The organism is Bradyrhizobium brasilense (assembly GCF_029714345.1).
Taxonomy (GTDB): Bacteria; Pseudomonadota; Alphaproteobacteria; order Rhizobiales; family Xanthobacteraceae; genus Bradyrhizobium; species Bradyrhizobium australafricanum.
Window position 1 is genome coordinate 6316251 of sequence record NZ_CP121669.1, and the last position, 17547, is coordinate 6333797.

The window sequence follows — 17547 nt, forward strand, 5'->3', positions numbered from 1 at the left end:
CTCTCCCCGCGATTTCCCGGCGCACGCATGCCGCGCGACGACGCTCAATGCGTCAGCACGATAGACACCTGGATCTGGCCGCGCGTGCGCAACACTTCGAGCGACACCTCGTCGTCATGGCGGCGCAGCCTCAGATCGACGCTGGAAGCGCCGAGTCTCAGGTCGCGCAGCACCACGTCGCTGAGGAACTCCGGCAGCCGCGGATCGCGCAACCTAATCTCGCCGCGCGCGGTGTCGAACTCGAGGCCGAGCGCCGCCTCCAGCAGCGTGAACGGCGTCGCGCTCGCCCAGGCCTGCGGTGCACAGGCCACGGGATAGAGCACCGGGCCGCGCCGGCGCTCGCGGCGGAAGCCGCAGAACAATTCCGGCAGCCGCCGCAGTTCCATATAGCTCGCGGCGTCGAACAGGCCCTTGAACAGATGCGCGACCGAATGCTTGAGGCCGTAGCGGGCAAATCCGAGCGCGATCAGCGCATTGTCATGCGGCCAGATCGAGCCGTCGTGATAGGACATCGGGTTGTAGCGCACTTCGCCCGCGGCGACGGTGCGGATGCCCCAGCCCGAAAAGAACTTCTGGCTCATCAGGTCGGCGGCGACCCGTCGCGCGCGGTCTTCCCGCACCATGCCGGAAAACAATGTCTGGCCGGCATTCGACGTGCGCACCTTGCACGGCTGCTTGGCGCCGTCGAGCGCGACCGCATAGGTGCCGAGCTCCTCGCACCAAAATGCTTCCTCGAACCGCTCGCGCAGCCGCTCGGCCTCGGCTTCCAGCTTCGCAGCCTTGTCGGCAAAGCCGAGCTTGCGCGCCGCGCGCGCGGCAAGCTGCTTGCCGGCAAACACGTAGCCCTGCACTTCCGCCAGCGCGATATTGCCCTCGGCAAGCGTTCCGTCGGCGTGGAAGATGGCGTCGAACGAATCCTTCCAGCCTTGATTGCGCAGCCCCTCCTCGGTGGCGCGCTGATATTCGACGAAGCCGTCACGATCGGGATCGCCCGGGCCGTCGATCCATTGCAAGCCGGCCTCGACCGCGGGCCACAGCTCGCGCAGCGTGTCCAAATCGCCGGTGCGCTCCAGATAGAGCCCGGCGAGCAGCACGAACAGCGGAGTCGAATCGACGCTGCCGTAATAATGCGCGAACGGCACCTCACGAAGCGCGGCCATCTCGCCACCGCGCATCTCGTGCAGGATCTTGCCAGGCGCGGCATCGGCCAGCGGATCGACCGCCTTGGCCTGGAACAGCGCGAGCCGCTTCAGCACGCCTTTGGCGATCCGCGGATCGACCCACAGCATCTGCAGCGCGGTGATCAGCCCGTCGCGGCCGAACGTCGTCGAATACCAGGGAATGCCGGCATAGGGGTAACGGCCCTGCGGCGTCTCCGTCATCAGCATGTTGAGGTCGGCCATCGCCTGGCACAGCACCTCGTTGAAGATGTTGTTCGAGGTCTCGATGCTGGCTGCGCCGGCCGACGAAGTCCGCATCTCGCGGCGATGCGCCAGCAGGCCGCGGAAGAACGGCACCGGCTTCTGCATGATCGGCTTGTTGCAGGAGACCGCGACGAACAGCGACGTGACCTGCCCCGGCTCGAGATCGAAATGATAGGTCGCCGCGTTGACCGACAGCCGCGTCGGCCGCGGATCGAAATGCAGCGCGGTGATCCGCGTCTGCTCGTCGAGGCCGCAATATTCCAGCACCACGTCGGTCGGTCCGAGCAGCTTGCTCGAGCCGATGCCACGCCGCGGCCGGCGCTCGCCGCGCACCTCGAACAGATCGGCAAAGTCGTTGTCGAACAGCAGCGTGAGATCGAAGCTCGCGGCATGATCGCCGTGATTCTGCAGGCCGATGCGCTGATAGGCCGTGCCGCGCCACAGAAAGATCGAGCGCACGATGTGCAGCGTGTCCTTCGGCAGCGTGAGACGGTCGTCGCGATAGACGTCGGAATTGGTGAGGTCGACCGTCAGCGCGGAATTGTCGTCGCGCATGTTGGAGCCGAGCAGGAGCGGCTGCACGTCCTCCAGCACCATTTCCAGCCGCGCCAGATAGCGCGTGTCGGCGTTGAACAGGCCGTCCGGCCCGCCGGCCGAGGCGCCGATGTCGCCATGGCTGTCGAGCACGATAAAGGTGTCGTCATGCTTGAGCGAGCGCCGCGGCCGCGCCGCGGGCCCGGTCATCGGAATGTAGAACGGCGATTCGGCGACGTGCTCCGTGATGCGAGCGGTGATGATCTGCGTAACGACGTCAGCTGCCATCTGAACCTCTGGCGACTTTGCTTGGCCCTATCCTGGTTCGAACGAACGCACCGGAACGCACAAACGCACTTGACGACGCGGGGTCAGGCCGCGCTGGTGGAAAGGCGGCCCATCTCACGCGCGACCAGGTCGCGGTAGGGGCCCCTTCCCTTCACGAGGATATCGGGCGGACCGTCCTCGACGATCCGGCCGCCCTGCAGCACAAGCACGCGATCGAAGCTGCGCAACGTCGCGAGGCGGTGCGCGATCGCGACCACGGTACGCCCGCGCATCAGCCGCGACAACGCCTCGCGGATCGCCTCCTCGGAGTCGGCATCGAGCGCCGCGGTGGCCTCATCGAGCAGCAGGATCGGCGCATCCTTCAGGAAGGCGCGCGCGATCGCGATGCGCTGGCGCTGGCCGCCGGAGACCTTGACGCCGCGGTCGCCGACGATGGTGTTCATGCCCTCGGGCAAGCTCTCGATGAAGTCGCAGCGCGCCGCGATCGCCGCCCGCAGCACCTCGTCGTCGGTCGCGTCCGGCCGGCCGTAGCGGATGTTCTCCAGGATCGAACGGTGGAACAGCGAGATATCCTGCGGCACTACCGAGATTGCGGCGCGCAGGCTCTGCTGGGTGACGCGCGAGATGTCCTGGCCGTCGACGGTGATGTTGCCCTGCTCGACGTCGTAGAAGCGCTGCAGAAGGGTAAACAGTGTTGACTTGCCGCCGCCGGAGTGGCCGACCAGGCCGACCCGCTGGCCGGGCTGGATGCGCAGGCTGAAGCGCTCGAACACCTGCAGGCCGCCGGGATAGCGGAACGAGACGTTGTTGAAGGCGATCGCCGCGCCGCTCTTCACCAGCGCCTCGGCCTCCGGATGGTCCTTCAGCTCGTGCGGCTGCAACAGCGTCGCCAGGGCCTCGGTCAACCGCGCGACATGCTGGGTGACGTCGACCAGCGCGACCGCGAGATCGCGGGTGGCGCTGAGGATCGAGATGCCGAGCGTGCAGACCAGCACGACGTCGCCGGTGGTCGCCGCGCCCTGCTGCCAGAGACTGAGCGCCCAGGCCAGCATCGCGATGGTCAGGATGACGGTCACGCCGGCGTGAATGAGACGAAGCTTCTCAAGGTAGCGCAGGGAACGGCCACGCGCAACGAGTTCCCGATTGACGGTCGCATCGAAGCGTTCGTGCTCATAGCCGAGGCCGCAGAACGCGCGTACCAGCGGCAGGTTGTTGATGACGTCGACCATTTCGCCGTCCACGGCGGCCGCCCTGTTGGCGAAATCGTCATGCAGCGGCCGGCCGGCGGCGGCGATGCGGAACATGGCCACCACCATGGTTCCCGCGATCAGGATCAGCACTGCTGACATTGTCACGCTGACTGTTCCAACTAGGGCGATCGCCGCGAAGGTCGCGATGCAGGGCGGCAACACATTCCATACGAACATGTTCTCGACCGTGAACACCGCGTTCGAGGTCGCCGTGATCCGGCTGGTCAGCATGCCCGGCAGCCGGTCCGTGAAATAGCTCGGCGCGTGGCCGGTGAGATGGCGGAACATGTCGCGGCGAAGATCGCCGGTGACGCTGACAAAGGTGTAGCTCGCGGTCCAGCTCGCGATCCGCCACAGGAAGTTGTCGGCTGCGATCAGTGACATGAGCAGAGCGAATGCCAGCCATACGCCGTTCGCGGCCGACGGCCCCGCCGACAACGCATCGACCAGATTCTTCACGCCGTATTGCGTGCCTACCGAGCAGGCAACCGCCGCAACAACGGCTGACAAAATCACAACATGCGACGGCAGACGCCGGCGCAGATAGCGCAACACAAAGGGAAACGGACGATGCGCGTATCCTGACAGATGGTCCATGACGTCCTGCAAAGCTGTTGAAGGTGAACGAGAAAATTCTAGTCGAAGCTCTCGCGCACGATGACGTGAAGGGCGGCGGTGGGATTCCTTGATGCAGCCATCAGTGCGCAACAATTTTGCAACGCTGGCATAGGCAAAACCGTGTTGGAGCGTGATGGCATCAGCAAGACCACAGTGTGATGGAAGAAAGAAGCGGCAGATCTCCCACATCTAAGGAACCTCGCACGTGCGAGAACGTTCCCGTCTTTGGCATGTCGGTGCCATCTGAGGGCTGAGGGTAGTTCATTCCACATTACAAACAGGAGACGGAGAGATGCGCATCGCGCAGGTTGCCCCGCTGACGGAGGCTGTTCCCCCCAAGCTCTACGGCGGCACCGAACGGGTCGTGCACTGGCTGACCGAAGAACTTGTAACACTTGGACATGACGTGACGTTGTTCGCCAGTGGCGATTCTCAAACCTCCGCGAAGCTCGATGCGACCTGGCCGAAGGCACTGCGGCTCGACGGCTCGGTCCGCGATCCCAATGCGCTCCACATGGTGATGCTGGAACGCGTGCGGCAGAAGGCCGACGACGAGGAGTTCGACTTCCTGCACTGCCATCTCGACTATTATCCGTGGTCGCTGTTCGCGCGGCAGCCGACGCCGTTCGTCACCACCTTGCACGGACGGCTCGACCTGCCGGAGCATCAGCCGGTCTTCAACACCTTCCCGAAGATTCCGGTGATCTCGATCTCCAACGCGCAGCGGCGGCCGGTGCCGCAGGCGCATTGGGTGCGCACCATCCATCACGGCCTGCCGGAGAATCTGCTGACGCCGCAACCAGCGAAGCCGTCTTATCTCGCGGTACTCGGGCGCATCGCGCCGGAGAAAGGCGTCGATCGCGCGATCAAGATCGCAACCCGCTGCGGCATTCCGCTGAAGATCGCGGCCAAGGTCGATCGTGCCGACCAGGAATATTACGATGAGTTGATCAAGCCGCTGATCACCAGCAACCCGTTGGTCGAGTTCATCGGCGAAATCAGCGACCGCGAGAAGCCGGATTTTCTCAGCGGCGCGATCGGGCTCCTGGTTCCGATCGACTGGCCGGAGCCGTTCGGCCTCGTGATGATCGAAGCGATGGCCTGCGGCACGCCCGTCATCGCCTATAACCGCGGCTCGGTGCCGGAGATCATCGAGGATGGCCTGACCGGCTTCATCGTCGAGGACGAGATCAGTGCGATCTCCTCCGTCGGCCGCCTGGGAACGCTCAATCGCGACGCGATCCGCAAGCAGTTCGAGACCCGCTTCACCGCGCGGCGCATGGCGCTCGACTATCTCGCCGCCTTCCGCGGCCTGATGGAAGCCGAGCCGCGCTTCAAACTGGTGGCCAGCGCGGAGTAGCAGTTGCAGCGGCCGATCGAATGATCCGGCGGGCCGGCCGGCACCATCCGTGCCGGTTCGTCGGGTCGTTCGATTGTCAATAATACCGTCGTGCGCGGCGGCAACTCTCACGCAGCAAAACACTCCGCATGCGCGGGTCGCGCGATTGCTGCGACGCACCAGCGATGACAGGTTTCCCCATCAGTTCGGCTGATATCGCCTTTGCGAATGCCGAATTACGTGCTCTTATGCGCCGCGCTTGAGCAAAAAATAATAAGCGAGCGGACGGAGCAACCGTGCCGTGATCGCGCAGGGGGGAACGCCATGACAGGGGACCGCAAGCCGTCGGCCATTAATAATGCCGCACCGACCAGAGCCTCACAAAACAAGCTGAACCGCCGCAAATTCCTCGCCAAGACCGGCGGCGTGCTGGCGGCAGGCGCGTTCGGCGCCGTTCCGCTGCGCGGCTGGGCGGCCGATCCGATCAACATCGGCGCGCTCTATCCGACCACCGGCAGCATGGCGCAGATTGGCGTCGGCTGCGTGGCTGCGGCCAAGCTCGCGGTCGACATGGTCAACGAGGCCGGCGGCATCAAGTCGCTCGGCGGCGCCAAGCTCAACCTCATCGTCTCGGACGTGCAGAGCGACACCACGGTGACGCGCACCGAGACCGACCGTCTGATCACGGGCAACAAGCTGTCGGCGATCCATGGCTGCTACGCCAGCGCGCTGACCTTGATCGCGAGCGAAGTCTGCGAACGGGCAAAGGTCCCGATCATCACCGGATCGAGCTCCGATCAGCTCAACAAGGGGCGCACCTACACCTTCACACCGTTCGCACGCGCCTCGCAGTTTGCCAAGGCGCAGCTGCAGATGGCCAAGCTGGTCAGCGAGCAGGCCAAGGTCGCCGTCATTTTCGAGAACACCGCGTTCGGCACCTCGACCTCGAACGGGCTGAAGGAGCTGGCGCCGGGCGAAGGCGTCGAGATCGTGATGTTCGAGCCCTACTCGGCCGGCTTCACCGACGCGAGCCCGCTGATCAACAAGGTCAAGGCCTCCGGCGCCAACACGCTGTTCTCACTGTCCTATCTCAACGACCTCATCCTGATCGTGCGCACCGTGAAGCAGGTCGGGCTCAACATCGCGATCAACGGCGGCTCCGGCGGCTTCGTGATGCCGGACTTCTACAAGAATGTCGGCAATGCCGCCGAGGGCCTGCAGGGCGTTGCGCACTGGAACCACGACGTCAGCGACGACGCGCAGAAGGTGAATGTCGAATTCAAGAAGCGCACTGGTGAGTTCGCGTTCGAATATGCCGGCGGCCTGGTCGCGCAGACCTTCATGCTGGCCGACGCGCTGGAGCGCGCCGCCTCCGCCGATCCCAAGAAGGTGCGCGAGGCGCTCTCGACGCTCGACGTCTCCTCGGGCTTTGCTGCGATGGCGCCGGGCGGCAAGGTGAAGTTCGGGCCGGACGGCAAGAACGTCTACGGCCGCCCGGTCGGCGTGCAGTGGCAAAATACCGATCTCGTCAGCGTCTTCCCGAAGGAAGACGCCCGCGCCCCGCTGATGAAGACCTGAGCCGCGGTCGCATCGCATGTGGGAGACACTGGCCCAGGCCGTGATCAACGGCCTGCTCATCGGCGGCATCTACGCGCTTGTCAGCATCGGCGTCACGCTGATCTTCGGCGTGGTCAAGATCGTCAACTTCGCCCAGGGCGAGTTCGTGATGATCGGGATGTATATCTCGTTCTTCCTCGCCACCCAGTTCGGCATCGATCCACTGGTCTCGCTCGTGGTCTCGATGCCGGTGCTGTTCCTCGCCGGCGTCCTGATCCAGCATTTCCTGATCCGCAGGGTGCTGGGGCCGAACGACATGCCGCAGATCTTCCTGACCTTCGCGCTGTCGCTGTTGCTGCTCAATCTCTCGCTGATGTTGTTCAGCGCCAACTACCGCACCGTCCACACGTCTTATTCGGATGCGGCGTGGCACATCGGCGGGCTGTACATACCGGTGGCGAAACTGATCGCCTTCGCGGTCGCGATGGCGCTGAGCGGGCTGCTGTGGGTGTTCCTGCACACCACCGATCTCGGCCGCGCCATGCGCGCGGCGTCGCAGAACCGCGACGTCGCGATGCTGATGGGGATCAATCCGAACCGCGTGTTCGCGGTCGCGTTCGGCACCGCGCTGGCGCTCGCGGGCGCCGCCGGCTCGCTGCTGATGCCGTTCTATTCGGCCTATCCATTCGTCGGCCAGGTGTTCGTGCTGATGGCGTTCGTCGCCGTCGTGATGGGCACGCTCGGCAATGTGATGGGCGCGCTGATCGCAAGCCTGATGATGGGCGTCGCGGAATCGCTCGGCATCCAGTTCGTCGGCGCCGATTCCGGCTTGATCGTGGTGTTCGCGCTGCTGCTGCTGACGCTTGCCTTCAGGCCGAGCGGGCTCGGCGCCAGGAGGGGCCGGTGATGCAGACGTCCAGCAACATGAAATGGCTGTGGCTCGCGATCGGGGCCGTCGTCATGCTCGCCTTGCCCCAGCTCGTCACCTCATCGTTCGCGATCGACATCTTCATCCGCATCCTGCTGTTCTCCTTCATCGGCGTCGCCTGGAACCTGATGGGCGGCTACGCCAAGCAGCTGTCGCTCGGCCACGCCGCCTATTTCGGGCTCGGCGCCTACACCTCCACCATCATGCAGGTGAACTACGGCATCTCGCCCTGGATCGGGATGATCGCAGGCGGCGTGGTCGCGATGCTCGCAAGCCTGCCGATCGGCTGGCTCTGCTTCCGCCTGCGCGGCCCCTATTTCACCATCGCCACCATTGCGACCGCCCAGGTGCTGATGCTGATCTTCCTCAAGTTCCGCGACTTCGCCTGGGGCGCCGAAGGCACCACGATCCCGAACCTCGGCAGCGCGCCGCTGATGATGCAGTTCGAGGAGAAGTCGTCGTACTATTACGTCGTGCTCGGCCTGCTCGTGGTCGGGCTATGGATCACCCACAGGATCGAGAAATCCTGGATCGGCTACTATCTCGTCGCGATCGGCGAGGATGAGGACGCGGCCGAGGCGATCGGCGTCAACGCGCCGAAGGTCAAGCGCGACATCTACATGATCAGCGCGTTCCTGACCGCACTCGCCGGGACTTTCTACACGCAGTACATCTACTTCATCGATCCTGCGACCGCGTTCAGCTTCAACGTCTCGATCGAGGCGGCGCTGGTGTCGATCGTCGGCGGCATCGGCACGCTGTGGGGACCGGTGATCGGCACCGTGCTGCTGGAGACCACGTCGGCGCTGCTGCAAAGCTGGCTCGGCAGCTCGGTCGGCGGTATCCAGCTCACGGTCTACAGCCTGATCCTGATGGCTGTCATCCTGTGGCGGCCGACCGGACTGATCGGGTTCGCGACTGACATCTATCACCGCACCGCCCGGCGCAAGCCGGCACGCGCCTGAGGTCGTCGCGATGGCAGAAGCACTCGTCATCAAGGGTCTCAGCAAGCGCTTTGGCGGCCTGCGCGCCGTGCAGGACGTCAGCTTCACGGTGCAGGAGAACGAGACGGTCGCGCTGATCGGGCCGAACGGCGCCGGCAAGACCACCAGCTTTCATTTGATCACGGGATTTCATCGGCCGGATTCCGGCTCGGTGCTCGCCTTCGGTCACGAGGTCGTGGGGCTCAAGCCGCATGATGTCTGCGCGCTGGGCCTTGCCCGCACCTTCCAGGTGGCAAAGCCGTTCGGCGCGATGACCGTGCTCGCCAATGTGATGACCGGCGCGTTCCTGCGCGACCGGCATATCGCGGCCGCGCGCAACAAGGCGCTCGAGGCGATCGAGTTCGTCGGCCTCTCCGCCAAGGAGCAGACGCCGGCCAAGGACCTCACCACCATCGACCAGCGCCGGCTGGAAATGGCGCGCGCGCTGGCGACGCAGCCCAGGATCCTGCTGCTCGACGAGGTGATGGCCGGACTCAACCCGGCCGAGATCGACCAGGCGGTGGCGCTGGTGAAGAAGCTCTCCGCCAGCGGCCTCACAATCGTGATCGTCGAGCATGTGATGCGCGCGATCATGGCGGTCGCGCGCCACATCGTGGTGCTCGACCATGGCCAGAAGATCGCCGAGGGCGCGCCGAAGGAGATCGTGGAGAATCCGGAAGTGATCCGCGCCTATCTCGGCTCCTATGTGCATCCGCCGGCGCAGGGAGACGCCCATGCTTGAGCTCTCCCGGGTCAGCGCCAGCTACGGCTCGGTCCCTGCCATCACCGATGTCAGCATCTCCATTGGCGAAGGCGAAGCCGTCGGCCTGTTAGGCGCCAACGGCGCCGGCAAGAGCACGACGCTGCGCGCCGTCTCCGGCCTCGTCAAGCTGTTCGGCGGCAAGGTCACGTTCGACGGCGTCGATCTCGCCACGCTGCCACCCTACCGGATTCCCGAGCTCGGCATCGCGCATGTCCCGGAAGGCCGCCAGGTGTTCCCGGAAATGACGGTGCAGGAGAATCTCGAGATCGGCGCCTACACGCCGAAGGCCAAGGCGGATCGCGCGCGCACGATGGAGCTCGTCTACAGCATCTTCCCGCGGCTCGCCGACCGCAGGAAACAGCTCGCCGGCACCATGAGCGGCGGCGAGCAGCAGATGGTCGCGGTCGGCCGCGGGCTGATGCTGAAGCCCCGCCTGCTGATGCTGGACGAGCCCTCGCTCGGCCTCGCGCCTGTGATGACCGACGTGACCTTCGAGAAGATCGGCGAGATCCACAAAATGGGCACCGCGATCCTCTTGGTCGAGCAGAATGTCAGCCGCGCGCTGTCGCTGGTGCAGCGCGCCTATGTGCTGGAAAGCGGCAACGTGATCATGCAGGGCACCAGCGCCGAGCTCGCGGGCAACAAGCAGGTGCAGGCGGCGTATCTCGGGATTTGAGATAGCGGGCGGCAATTCTCTGTCATTGCGAGCGAAGCGAAGCAATCCATACCTCCGCTTGTGGAGAGGTGGATTGCTTCGTCGCTCCGCTCCTCGCAATGACGCCTTGCCCGCTTGCAATCATCCCGTCATCCTGAGGTGCGAGCGCAGCGAGCCTCGAAGGATGCACGGCCACCAGCCGGGCTGTCGCCCTTCGAGACGCCGCTGCGCGGCTCCTCAGAGTAACGGTCGTTGTTCTGTATGTGCGGCTCTACGTCACCGCCGTCCGCTTCGGCTCGACGATCTCGAACATCCGCGGGAATTCGTCCATCAGCGCCATCAACTCGCCGAGCCGCTGCGGCTCGCCTGATGCCTTGATCCTGCCGGCATCGACGGCGTCCGGGAAAGTGGTCAGCTTGGCGATGACCTCGTCCAGCACGCTGCGCGCCAGCGTGAAGCTCGCATGCGCGTCGGCCGCTTGCGCATCCCTCACGTAGGTCAGGGCTGAATTCTCGAGATTGAGCACGAAGGTCTCGCCGGTGTCGGTAAAGCTCCAGTTCAGCACGATGCGCTTGCCTTCGGCCTTGGGGCCGTTGAGGCGGATGCCGAGCACGTCCCAAAGCTGCTCGGTGCGCAGCGCAGCCAGCGTCTCGCGCGGCATCGGCGAGCGCGGCGGCGTCTTCGGCATGCCCTGCCGCAGTTCCTGGGCGCCGAACAGATAGGCGTTGCGCCAGGTCGAGCTTTCCGCGGCATAGCCGAGCTGCTCGAACGTGTCGGCGAGGAGCGAACGCGCGGCCTGATTATCAGGCTCGGCGAACACGAGATGGCTGACGGCCTGCGCCACGAAGCGGAATTCGCCCTTGGCAAAATCCGCCGCGGCGCGTTTCAGGATCGCGTCGGCGCCGCCCATATACTCGACATATTTCCTGCCGGCCTCGACCGGCGGCAGCGGATCGAGGTTGACCGGATTGGCGTCGTACCAGCCGAGATATTTCTGGTAGATCGCCTTCACATTGTGCCTGATGTGGCCGTAGTAACCGCGGCCGTGCCAGGCGCCCTCCAGGCTCTGCGGCAGACGGATCGCCTCGGCGATCTCGGCAGCGTTGAGCCCGTGGTTCATCAGCCGGATGGTCTGGTCATGGGCGTATTTGTAGAGGTCGCGCTGCTCGCGGATCATGGTGTCGATCCGCGCCTGCCCCCACACCGGCCAGTGATGCTGGCCGCACATCGCTTCCGCCTTGCCGCCCCACATCTGCAGCGCCTCGCCGAGATATTTCGACCAGGCCAGCGCGTCGCGCACATCCGCGCCGCGGAACGGCAGCAGATTGTGGAAATTGTGCGTGCAGTTCTCCGCAAGATTCAGGAGCTTGTAGCGCGGGATGAAGAAATGCATCTCCGCCGGCGCCTCGCTGTTCGGCGCCATCTGGAATTCGAACTCGACGCCGTCGATCACCCGCTTGTCGCCGGTCGCGATGATCAAATCGGTCGGCCGCAGCAGCGCCACACCGCCCGCCGCCATGGTCTTGCCGAGGCCGCAGTCGACATGGCCGCGCACGCCCTTGGCGAGGAACGGCCCGAACTGGTATTGCGCACGGCGCAGCATCGCCGGCCCCGCGATGATGTTCTCGGAGACCGCGTGCTCCATGAAGAAATTCGGCGCAATGATCGGCACGCCCGCCGCCAGCATGGCATCGTCGAGCACACCGCGGGCGCCACCCCAATGGTCGGTGTGGGTGTGCGTGAAGATGACGGCGGCGACCGGCCGCTTGCCGCGGTGCCGGAAGTACAATTCCATCGCGGCGCGCGCGCCCTCGATCGAGGTCAGCGTGTCGACCACGATGACGCCCTTGTCGCCCTCGATCAGGGTCATGTTGGCGATGTCGAGGCCGCGCACTTGGTAGACACCCGGCACCACCTCGAACAGGCCGTGATGCATGTTGAGCCGCGACTGCCGCCACAAGCTCGGATCAACGGTCGCGGGCGCCTTCTCCTCGGACAGGAATCCGTAAGGCTCGAGACTCCAGACCACCCTGCCCTGGGCCGAGGTGACGCGTGCGTTCTCGATGGTGCCGAGGAAGCCGCGCGCGGCGTCGTCGAAGTCCCTGGTGTCGGCGAACGGCAGCGCCTTCAGCGTCGCCGCGTGCTGCGCGATGACCGGCGCGGATGCCGCCTTCGGACCTTCGTGCGACGTTTCGCTTGCGGTTGTCTGGGCCATACTCAAGCACTCCCTCGATTGGCGGAAATCGGTTCCGATCGCGCTTCCCTCAGCGGAATTGCACGCCCTCGAACTGGCCGCTACGGCGCCAGCCGTCGATATATTTGAAGTAGGCCAGCGCGCCCGAGGGATGGCCGACACTGAGCTTGGCCGCGGGACCGGGCTCACGGCCCTCATTGTTGTAGTAGCCGGGCGTGCAATCCGGCCCGCCGATCATCCGGCCGACGCCAGTCAGCAGCAGCTCGACCCAGCGATCCTCGGCTTCCTTGCTGACCTCGATTTCCATGAAGCCGTTGTCCCGCGCGTGGCCGACCATCAGCGCGATGGTCCGCGCCGCTTCGGTCAGATTGTGCGGCACGTTGGAGATCAGATTGGCGCCCTGGGTCGGCTGCACGAAGAACACGTTGGGGAAGCCGTGCACGTGGATGCCGTGCTTGGTGCGCATGCCCTCGGCCCAATGCTCCGACAGCTTGATGCCGTCGCGGCCGATCAGATCGAAGCCTGCGCGACGGCGATATTCCGTCCCGACCTCGAAACCCGATGCGTAGATGATGCAATCGAGCTGATATTCCTTGCCCGCAACGACGATCCCGTTGTCGGTGATCTCCTCGACGCCCTTGCCGTCGGTATCGACCAGATGGGTGCCCGGCGTATTGAACGCCTGCAGATAGGCGTCGTGGAAGCATGGCCGCTTGCAGAGCTGGCCGTACCAGGCCTTGAGATTCCTGGCAGTGTCGGCATCGCGGACGATGGAGTCGACCCGGTTGCGGATTTCCTCCATCTTCTCGAAGTCGGAATCCTCGAATGCGGCCCGCATGTTCTCCACGCTTCGCTGCTCGCGCGGCAGCAGCATGATCTTGGCGCGGATCCGCTTCGACAGGTCGGTCCAGCCGTCCTGCACCAGATCCTCCTCGGCCGATCCGCCGGCCTGGTTGGCGGTGAAATTCTCCAGCCAGCGCTGTTGCCAGCCCGGCGTCGCGATCTCGGCAAACCAGTCGGGATCGATCGGCTCGTTGCCGCGCACATCGACCGACGATGGCGTACGCTGGAATACGTAGAGCTCCTTGCAGGCGCGCGCGAGGTGCGGAATGCATTGCACCGAGGTCGCGCCGGTGCCGATGATGCCGACGCGCTTGTCGGCCAGCTTCTCCATCAGCGCGCCTTTGGGGTTACCGCCGGTGTAGTCGTAATCCCAGCGGCTGGTGTGGAACGAGTGGCCCTTGAAGCGCTCGATGCCGGGAATGCCGGGCAGCTTCGGCACGTGCAGCGGGCCGGTGCCGATGCCGACATATTGCGCGGTGAACGCGTCGCCCCGCGTGGTGCGGATGATCCAGCGCGATTGCGCCGCGTCCCAATCGAGGCTCGTCACCTCGGTGTGGAACAGCGCATTGTCGTAGAGATTGAATTGCCTCCCGATCCGCTGGCAGTGCGCGAGGATCTCCGGCGCATGCGCGTATTTCTCGGACGGCATGTGGCCGGTCTCTTCGAGCAGCGGCATGTAGACCATCGACGCCGTGTCGCATTGCGCGCCGGGATACCGGTTCCAGTACCAGGTGCCGCCGAAATCGCCGCCCTTCTCGACAATGCGGACGTCCGTGATCCCGGCCTCGGTCAGCCGCGCCGCGGTGGCGAGCCCGGCGAAGCCGCCGCCGATGAAGGCGAAGGTAACGTGATCGGTCTTCGGCGCGCGCTCAACGACCGGCGTGTAGGGATCGTCGAGATAATGCGCGAGCTGGCCCTTGATCTGGAGATACTGGTCATTGCCGTCGGGACGCAGCCGCTTGTTACGCTCCTCCTGATATTTCAGGCGCAGCCGCGCCTTGTCGATCGCGGCGGGCTTTGCGTCTCGGGCTTGCTCGGTCATCGTCATCGGAGGGCGCCTCGCTCCAGCGGTTCCTTGTCCTTATTCCCGGCAGATAAACCGATATCGATACGATTTGCAAATTCATTCCGATATATTGACAAATCTGGCCATCTGAGACCAATATTCCGTATGACAGCATCTTCCCCTGCCGAGGTTCAGGCGGATCCGTCCTTTGCGACCACCCTGGCGCACGGCCTCGACGTGCTGGCGGCGTTTCGCCGTCATCCGGGCTCGCTGTCGAACGCCGAACTCGCGTTGCATACCGGCCTGTCGCGGCCGACCGTGTCGCGGCTGACCTACACGCTCGAGCAACTCGGCTATCTCAGGCGCGACGCCAAGGGCCGCTTCGTGCTCGGACTGGGCGCGCTCGCCGCCGCCTACCCCGTGCTGTCGGCATTGAAGGTGCGCCAACTGGCGCGTCCGCTGATGCGCGACTTCGCGACCTATGCCGGCGGCACGGTGTCGATCGCGATGCCGTTCGGCATCGACTTCATCTATGTCGAGACGCTGCGCACGACGGATACGGCGCCGCACGTGCCCGACGTCGGCTTTGTCAGCACGCTGGCGCCGACCGCGGTGGGGCGCGCCCTGCTGTCGCTGTTCACCGAGCAAGAGCTCGGCGCCTATGTCGCGCGCGTCAAGGCCGAGCGCCCCGACGAGTTCGACTACGTGCAGAAGCGCACGTTGCCCGACATCGAATTGTGCCGCGAGCGCGGCTTTGCCGTCTCGCTCGGCGAATGGCGGCGCGAGATCTTCGGCGTCGCCGCCCCGCTCTATCGCACGCCGACCGGAGAATGCCTGTCGGTCAATTGCGGCGTCCCTTCCTTCCGCTTCAGCGCCGAGCAGATCGAGCGCGAATGCGGCCCGCGCATCCTCGGACTCGCCCGCAGCATCCGCGCGCTGGTGGAGGAAGCCTAAAGCGCGAACCGGCGGCACGGGTCGCCTCACCTCACATCATTGCGAACCGACGGCCGCGGTCGCTCTAATCATGCGATGCCGGCCCGCTGTCGCGATAGGCCCACAGGCATTCGCGCGGCAACGCGACCTGTGCCTCGACGCCGACCTGATGGCGCGCGGCGGTGCCGAGCTCGATCGCTTCCAGCCGTTTGCCGAACAGCTCGATGCCGTAGGCGGTCTGGGTGCCCTGATATCTGCGGTCGAGCACCTTTGCCGAGAACGTGTTGGCGCTGTCGGGCCAGCCGATCGCGATGTTCTCGGGCCGCAGCGCGATCCGCACTTTCTCATCGGGCTTGAGCGTCTGGCACAGCGCGACCTCGCCTTGCCGGCCGTCACCGAAATCGACCACGCCATAGCGGCCATTGCATGTGACGAGCGTGCCCGCGAGTTCGTTGGTGGCGCCGGTGAAATTGGCGACGAACAGATCGGCCGGACGGTTGTAGATCACGTCGGGCGTGTCCATCTGCAACAGCTTGCCGTCGCGCATCACCCCGATCCGGTCGCCGAGCACAACCGCCTCGGCCTGGTCATGGGTGACGTAGAGCGCGGTCATCCCGGTCTGCTTGAGGATGACGCGAAGGTCGTCGCGCAGCCGCAGGCGCAGTTTGGCATCGAGGTTCGACAGCGGCTCGTCGAGCAGCAACAGTTGCGGCCGGTACACCATGCTGCGCGCCAGCGCGACGCGCTGCATCTGGCCGCCCGACAGCGCCACCACCGGCCGGTCGGCATAGTCAGACAGTCCGACCAGCGCCAGCGCCTCCTCGACCATGCGGGCGGCATCGGTGCGCCCGATCTTGCGGTGCTTCAGCGGATAGATCACGTTCTGCCGCACCGTCATGTGCGGCCACACCGCATAGGACTGGAACACCATGCCGAGATCGCGCGAACGCGGCGGCACGAGGATGCCGCTTGCCGGCGAGGAGACCACCCGCCCGGAAATGCTGATCTCGCCGCCGGTCGGATGCTCGAGCCCGGCGACGCAGCGCAGCGTCGTGGTCTTGCCGCAGCCGGACGGCCCCAGCAGCACCACAATCTCGCCGGCCGGCACGCCAAAGCTGACGCCGTCGATGGCCGGGCGGCCGATCGAGAACTGCTTCCTGAGATCGGTGACTTCGAGCGTCGCCGTCATCGCTGCACCATCAGCCTATTGCCGGTAGCCAAACGTCTTGTCCCAGTCCGCGACCCACGCCGCATGCAGCTTCACATACTCGTCGAACTTCGGATACCAGAGCTTGACCACCTTTGGATCGAACCCCTCCGGATATGCCGGCGGCGCCTTCAGGGATGTGAGATTGCCGAGCTCCTTGATCATGAAGGTCTGCCCTTCCTTGGACAGACACCAGTTCAAGAACAGCTTTGCTGCATTGGGATGGGCTGCCGTCTTCGGAATGCCGGTCGCGTAGGGATTGACCGGGGCACCTTCAGGCGGAAAGAAGATCTCGATCGGCGCGCCGTCCTTCTTCTTCTGGTAGATCACGTTGTAGAGCAGCGGCGCGATCGCGATCTCGCCGCGCACCAGCGCATCCGCCGTCGGCGCGCCGGAGGGATACAGCACCGGATGGGTCGCGGCCTGCTTGGCCCAGTAGTCTTCGCCGAGCACCTGGCGCTCGAACATGATCCGCGTCCAGGTGGTGCCGCCGGACTGCGCGAACACCTGCCCGATCAGCTTGTCATATTGCGGCTTGGTCAGGTCCATCCAGGATTTCGGCGGATCCTTCACCAGCTCGGTGTTGTAGGCGATCGACCAGGCGATCGTCGCGCGCGGCCAGTATTTCGGCGAGATCAGCGCGTGCGGATCGTAATCGGCCGCGTTCGGCGGCGCGTAATCCTGGAACAGGTCCTCCAGCGGCTGCATCAGCGCGCGGTCGGAATGGTCGACGACATCGGCGATCAGCTTGCCGGCCGCGGCCTCCGTCTTGACGCGGGTGATCAGCTGGCCGCCGGGCGCGCGGACCATCTCGACCTTGATCTCGGGAAAGCGCTTGTTGAAGGCCTTGATGACCTGCTGCTCGATCTCGGCGAAGTTCGCGGTGTAGTAGACGAGCTTGCCCTCGGACTTGGCCGCCGCGATCAACTCCGCCGAGCCGAACTCCTGCGCCTGTGCCGCAGGCGCCAATGCAAGCGTCGCCACGCTTGCCAAGGCCAGTGTGGTGAAGGTCCGTCTATCCATCG

General features: G+C 65.1%; 13 protein-coding genes. 7 read left to right on the plus strand and 6 right to left on the minus strand.

What is annotated here, in order from left to right; genetic code table 11:
• Nucleotides 1–44: 44 nt before the first annotated feature.
• Both QA635_RS29560 and QA635_RS29565 read right to left on the minus strand, forming a co-directional pair.
• Nucleotides 45–2246 (minus strand): amylo-alpha-1,6-glucosidase, encoded by a 2202-nt coding sequence (locus tag QA635_RS29560; protein WP_283063036.1) that lies wholly within the window; start codon nt 2244–2246, stop codon nt 45–47.
• A gap of 83 nt (nt 2247–2329) precedes the next feature.
• A complete protein-coding gene (locus QA635_RS29565) occupies nt 2330–4093 on the minus strand; it encodes an ABC transporter ATP-binding protein (protein WP_092082665.1) in 1764 nt (587 codons plus the stop codon).
• Nucleotides 4094–4406: 313 nt separating this feature from the next.
• Here QA635_RS29565 and QA635_RS29570 point away from each other — a divergent pair, with 313 nt between their 5' ends.
• From QA635_RS29570 to QA635_RS29595, 6 genes are all read left to right on the plus strand, one after another.
• The gene (locus QA635_RS29570; RefSeq protein WP_092082663.1) at nt 4407–5474 is read left to right on the plus strand and encodes a glycosyltransferase family 4 protein; all 1068 of its coding nucleotides are present in this window, start codon (nt 4407–4409) and stop codon (nt 5472–5474) included.
• 303 nt (nt 5475–5777) lie between these two features.
• Nucleotides 5778–7031 (plus strand): ABC transporter substrate-binding protein, encoded by a 1254-nt coding sequence (locus QA635_RS29575; protein ID WP_168857900.1) that lies wholly within the window; start codon nt 5778–5780, stop codon nt 7029–7031.
• Nucleotides 7032–7047: 16 nt separating this feature from the next.
• Nucleotides 7048–7917: a branched-chain amino acid ABC transporter permease gene (locus QA635_RS29580; RefSeq protein WP_028334343.1), complete on the plus strand. Its 870-nt coding sequence runs from the start codon at nt 7048–7050 to the stop codon at nt 7915–7917.
• Nucleotides 7917–8903 carry a branched-chain amino acid ABC transporter permease gene (locus QA635_RS29585; protein WP_028334344.1) on the plus strand — a complete coding sequence of 329 codons (987 nt, stop codon included), beginning with the start codon at nt 7917–7919 and terminating at the stop codon, nt 8901–8903. Before QA635_RS29580 ends, QA635_RS29585 begins: the two co-directional genes overlap by 1 nt.
• A 10-nt stretch (nt 8904–8913) precedes the next feature.
• Complete coding sequence (locus QA635_RS29590) at nt 8914–9663, plus strand: ABC transporter ATP-binding protein (protein ID WP_283063037.1); 750 nt, start codon at nt 8914–8916, stop codon at nt 9661–9663.
• Entirely contained in the window at nt 9656–10360 is a 705-nt protein-coding gene (locus QA635_RS29595; protein WP_253609722.1) for an ABC transporter ATP-binding protein, read from the plus strand. Before QA635_RS29590 ends, QA635_RS29595 begins: the two co-directional genes overlap by 8 nt.
• 250 nt (nt 10361–10610) lie before the next feature.
• On the opposite strand, the gene QA635_RS29600 is transcribed toward QA635_RS29595, so the two are convergent.
• Nucleotides 10611–12554, minus strand: a complete 1944-nt coding sequence (locus QA635_RS29600) for an alkyl/aryl-sulfatase (RefSeq protein WP_283063038.1) — start codon at nt 12552–12554, stop codon at nt 10611–10613.
• Between the two features lie 49 nt (nt 12555–12603).
• Nucleotides 12604–14424, minus strand: coding sequence for a flavin-containing monooxygenase (locus QA635_RS29605; RefSeq protein ID WP_283063039.1), 1821 nt, complete (start codon nt 14422–14424; stop codon nt 12604–12606).
• Between the two features lie 123 nt (nt 14425–14547).
• Between QA635_RS29605 and QA635_RS29610 the strand changes: the two genes are divergently transcribed.
• The gene (locus QA635_RS29610) at nt 14548–15336 is read left to right on the plus strand and encodes an IclR family transcriptional regulator (protein ID WP_283063040.1); all 789 of its coding nucleotides are present in this window, start codon (nt 14548–14550) and stop codon (nt 15334–15336) included.
• A 64-nt stretch (nt 15337–15400) separates the two neighbouring features.
• Here QA635_RS29610 and QA635_RS29615 read toward each other — a convergent pair whose 3' ends face one another.
• Nucleotides 15401–16504: an ABC transporter ATP-binding protein gene (locus tag QA635_RS29615; protein ID WP_283063041.1), complete on the minus strand. Its 1104-nt coding sequence runs from the start codon at nt 16502–16504 to the stop codon at nt 15401–15403.
• 15 nt (nt 16505–16519) lie between these two features.
• Nucleotides 16520–17545: an ABC transporter substrate-binding protein gene (locus tag QA635_RS29620; RefSeq protein ID WP_229162364.1), complete on the minus strand. Its 1026-nt coding sequence runs from the start codon at nt 17543–17545 to the stop codon at nt 16520–16522.
• Nucleotides 17546–17547 lie beyond the last annotated feature (2 nt).